14 protein-coding genes are annotated in these 14,248 nt (G+C 53.3%); 2 read left to right on the top strand and 12 right to left on the bottom strand.

Going from position 1 to position 14,248, the window contains the following annotated elements; genetic code table 11:
* Positions 1–123 precede the first annotated feature (123 nt).
* The 9 genes from sanA to ACJY2G_RS09715 all read right to left on the bottom strand — a co-directional run bounded on the left by sanA (position 124) and on the right by ACJY2G_RS09715 (position 8,964).
* Positions 124–1,041: an outer membrane permeability protein SanA gene (gene sanA, locus ACJY2G_RS09755; RefSeq protein ID WP_439291674.1), complete on the bottom strand. Its 918-nt coding sequence runs from the start codon at positions 1,039–1,041 to the stop codon at positions 124–126.
* A gap of 227 nt (positions 1,042–1,268) precedes the next feature.
* On the bottom strand, positions 1,269–2,966 hold the full coding sequence (locus tag ACJY2G_RS09750; RefSeq protein WP_120161169.1) for an NAD-dependent malic enzyme: 1,698 nt from the start codon (positions 2,964–2,966) through the stop codon (positions 1,269–1,271).
* A gap of 158 nt (positions 2,967–3,124) precedes the next feature.
* Positions 3,125–4,009 (bottom strand): cytidine deaminase, encoded by an 885-nt coding sequence (cdd, locus tag ACJY2G_RS09745; protein WP_439291679.1) that lies wholly within the window; start codon positions 4,007–4,009, stop codon positions 3,125–3,127.
* Positions 4,010–4,307: 298 nt separating this feature from the next.
* The gene (locus tag ACJY2G_RS09740; RefSeq protein ID WP_439291673.1) at positions 4,308–5,042 is read right to left on the bottom strand and encodes an arginine ABC transporter substrate-binding protein; all 735 of its coding nucleotides are present in this window, start codon (positions 5,040–5,042) and stop codon (positions 4,308–4,310) included.
* 225 nt (positions 5,043–5,267) lie between these two features.
* Positions 5,268–5,936: an arginine ABC transporter permease ArtM gene (gene artM / locus ACJY2G_RS09735; protein ID WP_112287281.1), complete on the bottom strand. Its 669-nt coding sequence runs from the start codon at positions 5,934–5,936 to the stop codon at positions 5,268–5,270.
* Positions 5,936–6,652: an arginine ABC transporter permease ArtQ gene (artQ, locus tag ACJY2G_RS09730; protein ID WP_013574753.1), complete on the bottom strand. Its 717-nt coding sequence runs from the start codon at positions 6,650–6,652 to the stop codon at positions 5,936–5,938. Before artQ ends, artM begins: the two co-directional genes overlap by 1 nt.
* 12 nt (positions 6,653–6,664) lie before the next feature.
* Positions 6,665–7,396 carry an arginine ABC transporter substrate-binding protein gene (gene artJ / locus ACJY2G_RS09725; protein WP_112287282.1) on the bottom strand — a complete coding sequence of 244 codons (732 nt, stop codon included), beginning with the start codon at positions 7,394–7,396 and terminating at the stop codon, positions 6,665–6,667.
* A gap of 47 nt (positions 7,397–7,443) precedes the next feature.
* Positions 7,444–8,172: an arginine ABC transporter ATP-binding protein ArtP gene (gene artP / locus ACJY2G_RS09720; RefSeq protein WP_120161454.1), complete on the bottom strand. Its 729-nt coding sequence runs from the start codon at positions 8,170–8,172 to the stop codon at positions 7,444–7,446.
* A 210-nt stretch (positions 8,173–8,382) separates the two neighbouring features.
* Positions 8,383–8,964: a lipoprotein gene (locus ACJY2G_RS09715; protein ID WP_112287283.1), complete on the bottom strand. Its 582-nt coding sequence runs from the start codon at positions 8,962–8,964 to the stop codon at positions 8,383–8,385.
* A gap of 189 nt (positions 8,965–9,153) precedes the next feature.
* Here ACJY2G_RS09715 and ACJY2G_RS09710 point away from each other — a divergent pair, with 189 nt between their 5' ends.
* Positions 9,154–9,480 carry a heavy metal-binding domain-containing protein gene (locus ACJY2G_RS09710; protein ID WP_112287284.1) on the top strand — a complete coding sequence of 109 codons (327 nt, stop codon included), beginning with the start codon at positions 9,154–9,156 and terminating at the stop codon, positions 9,478–9,480.
* The gene (locus ACJY2G_RS09705; RefSeq protein WP_430319212.1) at positions 9,477–10,325 is read left to right on the top strand and encodes an N-acetylmuramoyl-L-alanine amidase; all 849 of its coding nucleotides are present in this window, start codon (positions 9,477–9,479) and stop codon (positions 10,323–10,325) included. The genes ACJY2G_RS09710 and ACJY2G_RS09705 overlap by 4 nt, the downstream gene beginning before the upstream one ends.
* Before the next feature lie 37 nt (positions 10,326–10,362).
* On the opposite strand, the gene ACJY2G_RS09700 is transcribed toward ACJY2G_RS09705, so the two are convergent.
* The 3 genes from ACJY2G_RS09700 to ltaE all read right to left on the bottom strand — a co-directional run bounded on the left by ACJY2G_RS09700 (position 10,363) and on the right by ltaE (position 14,106).
* Positions 10,363–11,397: an NAD-dependent epimerase/dehydratase family protein gene (locus ACJY2G_RS09700; RefSeq protein ID WP_112287286.1), complete on the bottom strand. Its 1,035-nt coding sequence runs from the start codon at positions 11,395–11,397 to the stop codon at positions 10,363–10,365.
* A gap of 156 nt (positions 11,398–11,553) precedes the next feature.
* Positions 11,554–13,008: a DUF2867 domain-containing protein gene (locus ACJY2G_RS09695; RefSeq protein ID WP_439291678.1), complete on the bottom strand. Its 1,455-nt coding sequence runs from the start codon at positions 13,006–13,008 to the stop codon at positions 11,554–11,556.
* Between the two features lie 84 nt (positions 13,009–13,092).
* Complete coding sequence (gene ltaE, locus ACJY2G_RS09690) at positions 13,093–14,106, bottom strand: low-specificity L-threonine aldolase (RefSeq protein ID WP_439291672.1); 1,014 nt, start codon at positions 14,104–14,106, stop codon at positions 13,093–13,095.
* Positions 14,107–14,248: the final 142 nt, after the last annotated feature.

Here is a 14,248-nt window from a genome sequence, read left to right as displayed (position 1 = left end):
GTCGTAAGGCCAGATGTGCGTTAACTTATTGTTTTGTCTTTAAAACCCCCTCCCATCCTTCCCCTTCGCAGGGGCAGGCGCTAAAGGCCAAACCCCTGCGCAGGGGTTGGAGCAGTGTGGTTTTCACTGCTGGAATGGATTTCTGCCTGCCGGTTTCGCCGTTTCGGGTGGCGGAGCGGCATCCTCGGTTTCAGCCTGAGCGGCTTCATTGGCTTCCTGCTCGGCTTTCAATTTTGCCGCTTGTTCTTCGGCGGCTTTATCCGCAGCCGCTTTATCGGCTGCTGCCTTATCAGCCGCGGCTTTGGCGATAGCGGCTTTTTTCTCGTCTTCCAGCTGTTGTTGCAGAGCCAGTAACTGCTCAGGCGTCACCGCCGGATAGCCCTGTGCATCATCAGGAATATTGTGTATTGCAGGGATTGGGATCAACGGGCCAAGGAAGCGCGGCTCGCGTTTAAGCAGATACAAATCGGTCAGCGCGCCCAGACGGGCGAAGATTTCACGGCTGCGGACGCTGAGCATGTTTTTCGGCGAAGGGACGGCAAAACATTGTGCCTGAATCCCCATATGCAACGCGATAAACAGCGCACGTTCACAGTGGAAACGCTGGGTGATGATGATGAAATCGTTGGTGTCGAAGACCTTACGCGTGCGCACGATGGAATCGAGCGTCCTGAATCCGGCGTAATCGAGCACGATGTCGCTGGCGGGGATCCCGGCGGCGATCAGATCACGTCGCATGGTGCTCGGCTCATTGTAACTTTGCTGCGCATTGTCACCACTGAGCAGCAAGTATTTTACCTTACCGCTGTTGTAAGCATTAATCGCGCCCTGAATGCGGTACAGGTAATACTGGTTGATCACGCCGGTGCGGTAATATTTTGATGTTCCGAGTACCACGCCGACCTGACGATGTGGCAGGGTCTGTACTTCGTCGTAAATATAAGGCTGAGTGCGTAAGCTGATCCACTGATCAAGCCCAATAGCGACAGCCAGCATCAGAATAATGATGCCGAAAACGCCAGCTATAAGTCGCTTAATCATAGGTATCCCTGTTATGACCAGATGGAAATCGGATCCAAGGCTACTTTACCTCTTCGGGGTACGCAATACGTTGGACTCTGCATCGGCCGGCTTCGCGGATTTTTTCAGCACTTTTCAGGCAATTACTTTCGAATCTGCGTAATGCGCTGCAATTTAGCCGAAAAAAAAGACCAATGCGCAGGGCATTGGTCTGGATCATGGCCGGTCAGCTTTTGACGCAAATGCTATCAGAAAGAGGTGCGTTTATAGCTGCGGTATTGCGGTGCCCAGAAGTTGTGCTCGATCGCTTTCGACAGCGAATCTTCCGACGTCACCATCGCCACGCCCTGCAACTGTGCGGCTTTGCCGACTTCAAGCGCGATGCATTTAGACACGCCCTGAATATCGTCGACGTCCGGCAGCAGGGAGCCTTTACCTTCGGTCGCCAGCGGAGAACACTCTGCCAGTGTACGGCTTGCGGCCATCAGCATACCGTCAGTGACGCGGGTGGCGCCTGAAGCAATGACCCCCAGACCGATGCCCGGGAAGATAAAGGAGTTATTGCACTGGGCAATAGGGTAAAGCGTGCCTTTATGGCTTACCGGTGCAAACGGGCTGCCGGTGGCCACCAGCGCCGCGCCGTCGGTCCAGTTCAGGATATCGGCAGGCGTGGCTTCTACGCGTGATGTCGGGTTGCTCAGCGGCATTACCACCGGACGCGCACAATGTTTATGCATTTCGCGGATGATTTCTTCGGTGAACAGACCCGGCTGGCCGGATACGCCGATAAGCACAGTCGGCCTGGCGTTACGCACCACATCCAGCAACGAAATGCTGTCATTCGCCATACCCCAGCTTGCCAGTGCGCTGCTTTTCTGCACCAGTTTGCTCTGGAAATCCAGCAGGTTTGGCAGTTTGTCGGTCAGCAAACCAAAACGATCCACCATGAAGACTTTCGCACGGGCTTCTTCTTCGCTCAGGCCTTCTGATTTCATCTGCGCAACGATTTGCTCGGCGATACCACAACCGGCGGAACCCGCACCCAGGAAAGCGACAGTCTGATCACTCAGTTTGCCACCGGCGGCTTTGCTGGCGGCAATCAGGCTGCCCAGCGCCACGGAAGCTGTGCCCTGAATATCATCGTTAAAGCAGCACAGCTCATCGCGATAACGTTCGAGGAGCGGCATGGCGTTCTTCTGCGCGAAATCTTCAAACTGCAACAGCACGTTCGGCCAGCGGATTTTTACTGCCTGAATGAACTGATCGACGAAGGCTTCATACTCTTCACCGGTAATGCGCGGATGACGCCAGCCCATATACAGCGGGTCATTGAGCAGTTGCGGATTGTTTGTCCCCGCATCGAGCACGACCGGCAGGGTATACGCCGGGCTGATGCCGCCACACGCGGTGTAAAGAGACAGTTTACCAATCGGAATGCCCATCCCGCCGATGCCCTGGTCGCCCAGGCCGAGAATGCGTTCACCGTCAGTTACCACCACGACTTTTACATGTTGTTTGGTGGCGTTTTGCAGCATGTCATCAATGTGGGCGCGGTTCGGATAAGAGATAAACAGGCCACGTGCGCGGCGGTAAATATCAGAAAAGTGTTCGCAGGCTTCGCCGACGGTCGGGGTATAAATCACCGGCATCATTTCGCTGAGATGGCTGTCGAGAAGGCGGTAGAACAGCGTTTCGTTGGTGTCCTGAATGTTTCTCAGATAGATATGCTTATCGATGTCGGTTTTGAAATTCTGAAACTGGCGGTAAGCACGGTCGGCTTGTTCCTCGATAGTTTCAACCGCTTCCGGGAGCAACCCGTGGAGGTTGAAATTGCTGCGTTCTTCTTCGGTGAACGCACTGCCTTTATTCAGCAGCGGGAATTCTAACAGGATCGGGCCAGCGTGAGGGATGTACAGGGGACGTTTACTTTCGTATTCAAGTTCCATCGTTTTACTCTTCCGGTGTTCAGAATGTTGTTTTTTATATTTCGGAGCGGTGAGGGTAACAGAGAGGAAATAAGGATTTCAAATGACAAATGTAATGACAATGTTATGTAACTAAAGACTCCGGAATTGGAGTCTTTAGTGTTAACCCGCTCACACTATCAGCAGGTCAGCGTGCTCACATCCTGACAGCCCAGCGCGTTTAAGGTGGCGCGTGTGGCATCGTTTTGGGTGAGCAGCGCCTCTTTTTGCTCAACCAGCACCGCGCGACGAACGTTCAGGCAATCTTCTCCTGACATATTCAGCAAGATTAATGCGGCCTGTAACGGAGGCAGGCTTGGGTTAAACGCAGCGTTTTCTGCGTAACGACCAGCAAACTGTTTGCCGTTGGATGTTTCCAGTGCCACACCGCTGTGCGATTTGCTGTAAGGCGCATGACTCTGGTTACAGGCATCCAGCGCCAGCAGCGCCAGCGCATCAGTCGTATCGGTTTTGAAACCGTGATCGACTTTATCCATCAGCAGGGTGGTGATATCCAGATCCTTCGGTCCGAATGAATGCGGCAGATAATCGCCCAGCGTGGCGACGTCTCTGTCCGGCAGATGAATATTCAGCGCCGTTCCGCTGGTCAGTTCATTCATAAACTGACGGCAGTGACCACAAGGCGTGTAGTTCACGGTGATGGAAGCCAGACGGGTTTCGCCCCGCAGCCAGGCATGCGTGACTGCAGATTGCTCGGCGTGAACTGTTTGCTGCATTGGTGCACCGGCGAATTCCATATTGGCACCGAAATACAGATTGCCGGAAATACCGCGGGCAATGGCACCGACGTGGAAATGAGAAATTGGCGTGACGGAACAGGCTGCGGCCAGCGGCAGCAAAGCAAAGGCCAGCGCATCGTCATTCAATCCTGTCGCTTGTTTTATCTCTGCAACATCTGCCGCAGAGAACATTGCCGGAAAGTCGTCATGTCGCAGAAATGGCTCAAGCGCGGAGGATAAATTTTCAGGGAGTGCCGCAAAGGCGGTATGAAAACGTGCGTGCATAAACATTCGATCTCGACAGTGATTACGGTTGAACAGTTTAAAAGTCATTCCATGAATGTAGTGTGACGGATATCACTTTTTCGATGTAATAAGTTCTGGCAGATTACATTTTTGAGAGATGTTACGCAGAACAGCCGCCTTTTTAGTCCTTTCCCCAAAATCATTCGAGTTGAATCCAGGCGGTAACTGAGTGACCCCCGGTCACATACATCAGTATGTGACCGGGGTGAGTGACCAATCTGCCGGGAGCAAATTGGAACGCGGCCAACGCAGCGTCAGCTCGAAGGATGACGGGGGATCAGTGGGACGGGAACCACTTGTCATTGATCTTCTGGAATTCGCCGTTGGCTTTGATGCCTTCGAGCGCCGTGTTCAGTTTAGTCAGCAGTTCCTTATTATCAGGACGCACCGCCATGCCAACGCCGGTACCAAAGTATTGCGGATCTTTAATCAGTTCACCCACTTCACCGAGATTCGGGTTGGATTTCAGCCAGCCATTTAGCACGGCGGTGTCTCCTAACAGGCCGTCCAGGCGACCACTTTTGAGATCCAGAATCGCATTCTGATAGCTGTCATACCCGACGGTGGTGATTTCAGGGTGTTTTTCCATCAGGTATTTCTGGTGTGTGGTGCCATTTTCCAGTCCGACGCGTTTGCCTTTCAGGTCAGCGATGGACGCGAACTTGCCTTTTGGCCCGATGATCATCGCGGTATTGGCGTAGTAAGGCTGGGTAAAGGTGACCTGCTTGCTGCGCTCTTCGGTAATGTCCATGCCGGAAATGATCACATCGAAACGACGGAATTTAAGCGCCGGGATCAGACCATCAAACGGCTGATTGGTAAAGGTGCAGGTTTCCTGCATTTGCTTACACAGCGCGTTCGCCAGATCGATATCAAAACCAATAATCTGATTATCAGCACCGATGGATTCAAACGGCGGATACGTGGCAGAAGTACTGAAACGAATAGTATCTGCAGCAGTGGCAGCAAAAGCAGTAGCAGACAAAAGGGCAGCGAGGATCAGCTTTTTCATGCAATACATTCCTGTTCAAAAAATGACATTCCCTTCACGGTACAGTTTACTGATTTTATTAATATAATCGGGTAACTGGCAGGAAGTGAGACCGTTAATTAAAGTGCCATTAAATGAATTTGTATGCAATAAATTTGATTAAAAAATTATTAATTGGCATGGAGCCGGTTTTACAGGCACAAAAAAAGGGACGATTTCTCGTCCCTTCAGGTATTTTCTGCTTAATCAGTTACGGCGTTCAAATGCCAGCGCACGGCGTTCAATCAGACGCATCATCAGGGTCAGTAAACCGTTGACGCACAGATACACCAGACCGGCGGCACCGAAGACCATCACGTCATACGTGCGGCCATACATCAGCTGGCTGTGACCCATAACATCCATCAGCGTGATGGTGTAGGCCAGCGAGGTACTTTTAAACACCAGCACCACTTCGTTGGAATACGACGACAGCGCACGTTTAAACGCGTATGGCAGCAGGATACGCAGGGTCTGAGGCTTCGACATACCCAGCGCGTCACAAGATTGCCACTGACCGGAAGGAATGGCGCGTACCGCACCGGTAAACAGCTGCGTGGTATATGCCGCGCTGTTCAGCGCCAGCGCAAACATCGCGCATAGCCACGGTTGCGACAGTACTTCCCATAACCACGGAATTTCACGAATCGACGGAAACTGACCCGGACCGTAGTAAATCAGGAAGATCTGCACCAGCAACGGCGTGCCGGTAAACAGCGTGATGTAACCTTTCACAATCTGGCTGGCGACCGGCACTTTCAGCGTCAGAATCACGGTGAAAATCATCGCCAGCAGCAGCGCCACAATCAGCGCCGCCACGGTCAGCGTCAGGCTGGTGTGCAATCCCTTGAGGACTTCAGGTAAATATTCCCACATCAGGAAGCACTCCGTTCAAAGCGGGTGGTACGCAGTTCGATGCGTTTAATCACGAACTGGCTGAACAGGGTGACAAGCAGATAAATGCAGGCCGCAATCACATACCAGGTAAAGGGCTCCTGAGTACGGGTCGCGATGCTTTTGGTTTGCAGCATCAGGTCATTTACGCTGATAAGCGACACCAGCGCGGTATCTTTCAGCAGCACCAGCCACTGATTGCTCAGCCCCGGCAATGCATGACGCCACATTTGCGGCATGATCAGGCGAAAGAAAATCGCTGATTTTTTCATGCCCAGCACCTGACCGGATTCCCACTGACCTTGCGGCACGGCTTTCAGTGCGCCACGTAAAGTCTGCGATGCATAAGCCGAATACAGCAGGGAAAGGGCGATCACGCCACAGACGAACGGGCTGACTTCGAAATTCTCAATCGGCAGCTTGATCGGGATCGCGAACAAACCAAGATTGATGCTAAAGCCATCGGCCAGCACCATCAGCAGCTGAGAAGAACCGAAATAGATGAACAGCACCACCAGGATTTCCGGCAGGCCGCGCAGCACGGTGACCCACGCGGTGCCCAGCCAGCTAAGCGGCTTCCACGGCGCGGATTCCCAGACAGCGAAGATCATCGCCAGCACCAGGCCGAGGATCAGCGCACAAACGGCAAGGCCGACGGTCATCCCGGCGGCGCTTGCTAAAGGTTGGAATTCAGTCATTGATAGGCAAACTTATTGCTGGAACCATTTTGAATACAGCGTTTTGTAAGTGCCGTCTGCTTTCACTTTTGCCAGAGCATCATTCAGTTTAGTCAGCAATTCAGTATTGTTCTGACGAACTGCAACACCCAGACCGGTACCGAAGTATGTCGGGTCAGTGATTTTGTCACCGACAGCGGCCAGGTTTTTGTTCTGCTTCAGCCATTCGTTCACCACGGCGGTGTCACCGAATACCGCGTCCAGACGACCATTTTTCAGATCCAGCACGGCATTCTGATAGCTGTCGTAAGGCACGGCAGTGATTTCAGGATGCTTATCCATCAGGAATTTCTGATGGGTGGTGCCGTTTTGCATACCGACACGTTTGCCTTTCAGCGCTGCAACGTCAGCGAACTGACCAGAATGCGCGATGAAAATAGCGGAGTTGTCGTAGTAAGCATTGGTGAAGGACACTTGTTTTTCACGTTCAGGCGTGATGTCCATACCGGAAATCACCGCGTCAAAACGGCGGAATTTCAGGCTTGGGATCAGACTGTCGAAGGCCTGGTTGGTAAAAGTACAGGTTGCCTGCATCTCTTTACACATAGCGTTCGCCAGATCAACATCGAAGCCCTGAATCTGATTGCTGGAGTCTACAAACTCAAACGGAGGATAAGACGCTTCCATCGCAAAACGGATGGTATCAGCCGCGCTGGCTGACAAACTGACGGTAGCCAGAACCGCGGCAATTACTAATTTTTTCATCGCTAACTCCGTAGAAAACATCAATCAATGTATTGGTGAAAATACAGTTAATGGGAAAGATAGCTGGCAAACTCTTTGGTTTGCGGCTGGGCGAAAATGGAGGCATCACCCTGTTCGACGATGCGGCCGTTTTCCATGTACACCACGCGGCTGGCGGTTTTACGCGCCACTTCAACCTCATGGGTCACGATAACCTGGGTAATGCCGGTACCGGCCAGTTCGCGGATGATGCTGACGATCTGAGCGGTGATTTCCGGATCCAGCGCCGCCGTCGGTTCATCAAACAGCAGAACCTGAGGCTCCATCATCAGCGCACGGGCAATCGCCACACGCTGTTGCTGGCCACCGGAAAGGTGCAGCGGAAAACGATCCGCGTAATCGGTCAGACGCAGACGGGTCAGCAATTTCCCGGCGCGTTGCATCGCGACATCTTTGGTCAGACCCAGAACACGCATCGGGGCTTCCAGTAAGTTGTCGAGCACGGTGCGGTGCGGCCACAGATTGTATTGCTGGAAGACCATTCCGACATTCTGACGCAGTTCGCGAACGGCTTTCTCGTCCGGTTTACGGGTGAAATCGAAGGTATTACCGGCGATTTGCAACGTCCCTGAACGCGGCATTTCCAGCAGGTTCAGAACACGTAACAGGGAGCTTTTACCTGCGCCACTGGGTCCGAGTAAAACCAAAGTCTCACCGGCGGGGCAGTTAAGCTGAATGTCAAAAAGCGCCTGATGCACGCCGTAGAAGCAGTTGATGCTATTAAGTTGAATACTCATGCGCAAATAGTGAATAGCCATTGATGCCGCAGATGGTAACTTCCACAGCATAGTTATGCAACGATCGCGGCTTAAAAATTATGTGTTGCCGCAGGAAGGCTAAAGTCTAGCACAACATATTGTTAACTATCTGTGACGGGGGTGTTGGTCAATGACGTTATTCATCACTGACCAACCTTTTTCACGAGGTTTTTTTAGAAAGCAGAGCGATTACTGATGTTCTAAAACCTGGCGTAATGTTCCGCTGGAAGCAAAATCAAGATTCGCCATGTAGCGGACATCATCGACTGTCCAGCATTTGCCTTCGCGTACCATTAACACTTCATCTTTCCAGCTGGTGGATGCGCCTTTGTCCTTCTCATGTGTGAAGGTCACGCGCAGAGGAATGTTGCGGGCGTCAGTGTTTGGAATGGTTGAGGCGCTGTCCACGGAAGCGGACGTCGGGCCATCAAACAGGCTGGAGAAGATATCGCCGTCGACTGCGCCGTTACCGGTTTTTTCATTCGGTGTGGCGGCGAGATCGACTTTAGGCTGGGATTGCGCTTTGAGTAACGCATTATACAACGCCGTACTCAGGTAAGGCCGGTAAGCGGCAAGCTGGCTGGAGTTTGGTAAGCCGCTGCCGCCTTGCTTAATGCGGAAATCATAGAATTGCTGAGCCACGCTGTCCGGGCCGCCGTCGACACACGGCGCGGTACGGCTGCCAATGTCCTTGTATGCAGGTTCGACCGTTGTGCAGGCATTTAACATGAACACCAACGGGATTGCGGCGACAAGAGTTTTCTTTTTCATCGTATTCCTTACTGAAAGATTGAACATTTTCACCATGACTTTCTTTACCATACAGTATAAAACCGATTTGGCTTAATGCATGGCGAAGAGAAAATCAGTCACCGGCTGATACCTCGATCCCGCACGCATGGTTTATGCTGTAAATGAAATGAATGCCAGGCTTTGGACGACAACTGATAAGGAATACTCATGCAAGTTTCAACCACTCCGACCCTCGAAGGTTTCACTATCGCTGAATATTGTGGCGTGGTGACAGGCGAAGCGATTTTAGGCGCAAATATTTTCCGTGATTTCTTTGCCGGTGTGCGCGATATCGTCGGCGGGCGCTCAGGCGCGTATGAAAAAGAGCTGCGCAAGGCGCGTGAAATTGCCTTCCGTGAACTGGAAGAGCAGGCGAAAGAACGTGGCGCGAATGCCGTTGTCGGTATTGATATCGATTATGAAACCGTGGGCAAAGACAGCAGCATGCTGATGGTGAGCGTCTCCGGTACGGCTGTCATTGTGCATCGCAAATGATCGGCCAGCGTATCAGGCGTGGTTTGTTAACCGCCGCATTACTGATGCTGGCCGGTTGTCAGCACGCCAGCCAACAGCCGGACGATGCGCCGTTCCGGCTGGAAACAACGCGGCAGGCCCAGGGTGCGGATCAGCGGATCCGCTTTCTGGTCATCCATTACACTGCTGAAGATTTCCACAACGCATTAAATACGCTAACCGATGAGCACGTCAGCGCGCATTATCTTATTCCGGCAAAACCGCCGCTGGAAGACGGTAAACCCGTGGCGTGGCAACTGGTGCCGGAAAACATGCGTGCCTGGCACGCGGGTGCCAGTGGCTGGCGCGGGCGCACCAATCTGAACGATACGTCGGTGGGCATCGAGCTGGAAAATAAAGGCTACAGCCATTATTTGCTCGGCAAAAAGTTCTATCCGTTCCCGCCTGCGCAAATCGATTTGCTGGCAAATCTGAGCAAAGAGATTATCGCGCGCTATCAGATTGAGCCACGCAATGTGGTGGGACACAGTGATATTGCGCCGCAGCGCAAGGACGATCCCGGGCCATTATTTCCGTGGCAGGAAATGGCGAAACGCGGCGTGGGTGTCTGGCCGGATGCGGATCTTGTGAAACAGTATCTGGCGGGGCGTAATCCGCAACAGCTGGTGGATCAGGCGCATTTACTGGCCTTGCTGAAAGCGTACGGATATACAGTGGACGATAATATGACACCGCAGCAACAAAAGCGGGTGATTGCAGCGTTCCAGATGCATTTCAGGCAGAGTGATTATCGCGGGAATGCGGATGCTCAGACCGAAGCCATTGCGCAGGCATTGTTGCAGCAGTTTCCGGATCCCAATAGCTGATCAGCGCGGCTGACCATTGCGGTCAGTCGCACTTTTGTCAGTCTCGTTTTGGCCCGATACCGTGCAGTCCCTGAAGTTTACCGTGATCGCGCAGCCAGTCGGCGGTGCGGATAATCCCCTGATCGAGAGAAATCACCGGCACGTAGCCGAGTTCTTTCTGCGCGCGTTGGGTATCCAGCGTCAGGTCAAAATTCAGTTTTGCCACGCTGTAATGTGTCAGCACCGGTTCTTTGTGGGAGCTTTTGCTGATGCGCTCCATGCCCCGCGCCATCATGTCCAGCAGCGGATACGGCACTGAGCGGATGCGGTATTTGATATCCAGATTTTCCATCAGCTGCTTGACCAGCGTACGCAGCGGGCGGGGTTGCTGATTGGTGATATTGAATGCGCGGCCTGATTCTGTGGCTTGTGTTTGGGTGGCCAGCCACATCGCATGGACGGCGTTTTCAACATACGTCATATCTACCAGCGCTTCACCGCCGCGCGGCAGCATCAGCGTTCCGCCATATTTCAGCATTTGCATCAGGCGCGGCAACAGCACGTTATCGTGCGGGCCAAAAATCCCCTGCGGTCGCAAAATAGTGAAATGGGTTTGCGGGTTAGACATCGCCAGCGTGTGGATCACCTGCTCACCGGCGGCTTTACTGCGCGCAAAAGAGTTGGCAAAACGGTGCGGACGGAAGTCTTCCTGAATGTCCCGATGATGATGGAAATCGAAATAGATGGCCGGCGATGAAATATGGACGAAGTTTTCCACGCCATATGCCGCAGACCACTCGCCCAGGCGTCGCGTCGCGCGCACATTCGCCAGTTCGAATTCCTGTTCGCTGCCCCAGGGCGACATCAGCCCCGAACAGTGCCAGACGGTATCGATATCGGCCAGCAGCGCTTTCGCCTGCGAAGAGATAAGCGTGGTGAGATCGGCATGAATAAATTCTGCGCCCATTTTCTGCAAAAGTGAGCCCATAGCGGCATTACGGCCTGTCGCTCTGACTTTAATGCCTTTATTTCGCAGAAACTCGACGGCGTTACGCCCTAAACCGCTGCTCGCGCCGGTAACCAAAACCTTCATATACAGGCCAATGCCTTCAGAAATAGAGAAAAAATGTCTGCTGCGTCGGAGTTCTGGCACCCCTGAGCAATAAGGGTGCCATTCTTTCGTGAAATTGTGCGGGTTGCAATGAGAAAGGGTGCAAGCTGTGTGCGAAAGCGGATTAATTAACCCCCTTTAGCGTCCGCAACGATCTTTCTGACGGGCCAGGCTGGCGATACGCTTTGCCATGCCACGAAAAATAAACTGATGAGCGGGCATCATACTGAACCAGTACAGCAGACCGCTGAATCCGGCAGGGTGCCACCACGCACGAACATCCAGACTGCGGCTTTCACCGTTATCGGTGATGGTGAAGGTCAGACGCCCCAAACCCGGCGCTTTCATGCCGAACAGCAACGCCAGTTCGCGCTGAGGTTTCAGACCGATCACTTTCCAGCCATCAATTTTATCGCCAATTTTCAGGAAATCCCGATCCGGACGACCGTATTTCACACCGCCGCCGAGTAAATCGTCCATGCGCGCGCGGGTTTTCCATAATCCGTTGGCATAAAAATAGCCTTCCTGACCGCCAAGTTGCTGCACGACTTTCCAAAGCGAGGCTTTTGAGGCGGACGTTTCCAGCGTGAAACCGGCTTGCTTCGGGTAATAACCGTAACCGGGACGCCAGCGCGCACGGGCATCGGGATCATATCCCCAGTCCGGTGAATCCATCACCTGCTTTTGTTCCTGCTCAAGCGTGGTGCAGATCGCGTCATCAATTGAGATAAGATCCTGTGGAATCAATCTTTGCAATTCTGCGCTGTCGGCGGGCAAATCATGGTTCAGCCCCTGGATAAGTGCCTTTGCGAGCGACGTCGGAACAGACGTGATCAGACTGAGAAAATACACCGAAACAAAAGAAGTCGGCAGGGGAATGGGGATCAGCCAGCGGCGTTTTCCGCTCATGGCGATAAAGCGTTCAAACAACGTCTGATAGCTGATGTACTCCGGCCCGGCGGCTTCCAGAATACGGTTCCCGGTGGCCGGTAATGTCACCAGGCCCTGTAAATAATTGAGCAGATTTTCCAGCGCAACCGGTGAGGATTTTGAACGCACCCAGCGCGGCGGCGTCAGCACCGGCAGGTTATAGACCATGTCCCGCATCACTTCGAACGCCGCTGAACCCGCGCCAATGACAATGCCGGTGCGCAGTTCGGTCACCGGAATATTGCTCATGCGCAGCAAATCACCGGTCAGTTTTCTGGCCTGTAAATGCGGGGAGTGATTGTCTTCAGGCTGCATCGAACCGAGATAAACGATGTGCTTTATCTGAGAGTCTTTCAGTGCCAGGAGGGTATGCTGCGCGGCCTGCCGCTCTTTCTCCAGCAGGTCATCATCTTCCGTCATGGCGTGAACCAGATACACCAGCACGTCAGCGCCTTCAAAGGCAGCGGCCAGTGTTTTACTCTGATAAACATCGGCAAAACAGCAGCGCACATGCGGCCATTTTTGCTGTTGCAGCCACTCTATCCGGCGTGCGGCTGCCGTCACCTGAAAACCATTCCGGCTCAGGTGGGCGGTAAGGTGTTGTCCTATATATCCGCTGGCACCGAGAATGACGACCCGGCCAGTTTGTGTCGAGATTGGCATTTCCATTTGCTCAGTCAGTGTAGGGAGAGAATTCAGAAAGTACGGCGGTAACCCGCAGGTTACCGCCGCAGACATAACGGACTATCAGGCGTGCTGGTGCAGGAATTCCTGCCACAACGCGACCACTTTTTGCAGGTCTTCACGGCTGATATTGATGTGCGTCAGCACGCGGGTCACAGGACCTGCGCTGATGATCACGCCGCGCTCGCGCATCCACGGGCCCATTTTAGCAGCCAGTTCCGCGCTTTGTTTGATGTAAAGCACGTTGGTTTGCGCGCCGGGCTCTGCGATTTCAACGCCGATTTTGCTCAGTTCTTCTGCCAGCCACTGCGCATTGTCGTGGTCATCTTTCAGACGTGCGACGTTATTTTCCAGCGCATAAATTGCCGCCGCCGCCAGAATGCCCGACTGACGCATACCGCCGCCGGTCATTTTGCGCCAGCGGTTAGCTCGCTGGATATACTCTTTGCTGCCGACCAGCAGAGAGCCAATCGGCGCACCCAGACCTTTCGACAGGCAAATGGTCAGCGTGTCGCAATACTGTGTAATTTCACGCAGTTCAACGTTCTGCGCCACAGCCGCATTCATAATGCGCGCGCCGTCGATATGCAATGCCAGTCCTTTTTCACGGGTGAACGCGTAGGCCTTTTGCAGATAATCCAGCGGAAGCACTTTGCCGCTGTGCGTGTTTTCCAGGCTCAGCAGACGGGTACGCGCGAAATGGATATCGTCGGGTTTGATGGCTGCGGCAACTTTATCCAGCGGAATAGAACCGTCGGCGTCCATGTCCAGAGGCTGCGGCTGAATGCTGCCGAGTACCGCTGCGCCGCCTGCTTCATACATATAGTTGTGGGCTTTCTGGCCGACAATATATTCTTCGCCGCGCTGGCAATGCGTCAGTAACGCCACCAGATTGGCCTGCGTTCCGGTCGGTAAAAACAGCGCGGCTTCTTTACCACAAAGTGTTGCTGCCATGTCCTGTAAAGCGTTTACCGTTGGGTCATCGCCGTAGACATCATCGCCGACTTCAGCGCTGGCCATGGCCTGACGCATAGCTTCACTGGGGCGGGTTACGGTATCACTGCGTAAGTCGATCAACGTGGCTTCCTTCTGGGTGAATGCCCGTCATACTTCGAATTGCTGATGCGTTGACTGCGTTTACTCACCCCGGTCACTTAGTTATCTAAGCTCCCGGGGACTCGCAAACTTGTCGCCTTATTTCAATCCGGACTATTTAGGG

The sequence above is a fragment of the Rahnella sp. ATs2 genome (assembly GCF_051851855.1).
GTDB lineage: Bacteria > Pseudomonadota > Gammaproteobacteria > Enterobacterales > Enterobacteriaceae > Rahnella > Rahnella variigena.
This window is presented reverse-complemented; position numbering and strand designations above follow the sequence as displayed.

Bases quoted from the DNA above. Each gene is read 5' to 3' on its own strand.
- sanA (WP_439291674.1), bottom strand. From the start codon at position 1,041: ATGATTAAGCGACTTATAGCTGGCGTTTTCGGCATCATTATTCTGATG.
- ACJY2G_RS09750 (WP_120161169.1), bottom strand. From the start codon at position 2,966: ATGGAACTTGAATACGAAAGTAAACGTCCCCTGTACATCCCTCACGCT.
- cdd (WP_439291679.1), bottom strand. From the start codon at position 4,009: ATGCACGCACGTTTTCATACCGCCTTTGCGGCACTCCCTGAAAATTTA.
- ACJY2G_RS09740 (WP_439291673.1), bottom strand. From the start codon at position 5,042: ATGAAAAAGCTGATCCTCGCTGCCCTTTTGTCTGCTACTGCTTTTGCT.
- artM (WP_112287281.1), bottom strand. From the start codon at position 5,936: ATGTGGGAATATTTACCTGAAGTCCTCAAGGGATTGCACACCAGCCTG.
- artQ (WP_013574753.1), bottom strand. From the start codon at position 6,652: ATGACTGAATTCCAACCTTTAGCAAGCGCCGCCGGGATGACCGTCGGC.
- artJ (WP_112287282.1), bottom strand. From the start codon at position 7,396: ATGAAAAAATTAGTAATTGCCGCGGTTCTGGCTACCGTCAGTTTGTCA.
- artP (WP_120161454.1), bottom strand. From the start codon at position 8,172: ATGAGTATTCAACTTAATAGCATCAACTGCTTCTACGGCGTGCATCAG.
- ACJY2G_RS09715 (WP_112287283.1), bottom strand. From the start codon at position 8,964: ATGAAAAAGAAAACTCTTGTCGCCGCAATCCCGTTGGTGTTCATGTTA.
- ACJY2G_RS09710 (WP_112287284.1), top strand. From the start codon at position 9,154: ATGCAAGTTTCAACCACTCCGACCCTCGAAGGTTTCACTATCGCTGAA.
- ACJY2G_RS09705 (WP_430319212.1), top strand. From the start codon at position 9,477: ATGATCGGCCAGCGTATCAGGCGTGGTTTGTTAACCGCCGCATTACTG.
- ACJY2G_RS09700 (WP_112287286.1), bottom strand. From the start codon at position 11,397: ATGAAGGTTTTGGTTACCGGCGCGAGCAGCGGTTTAGGGCGTAACGCC.
- ACJY2G_RS09695 (WP_439291678.1), bottom strand. From the start codon at position 13,008: ATGCCAATCTCGACACAAACTGGCCGGGTCGTCATTCTCGGTGCCAGC.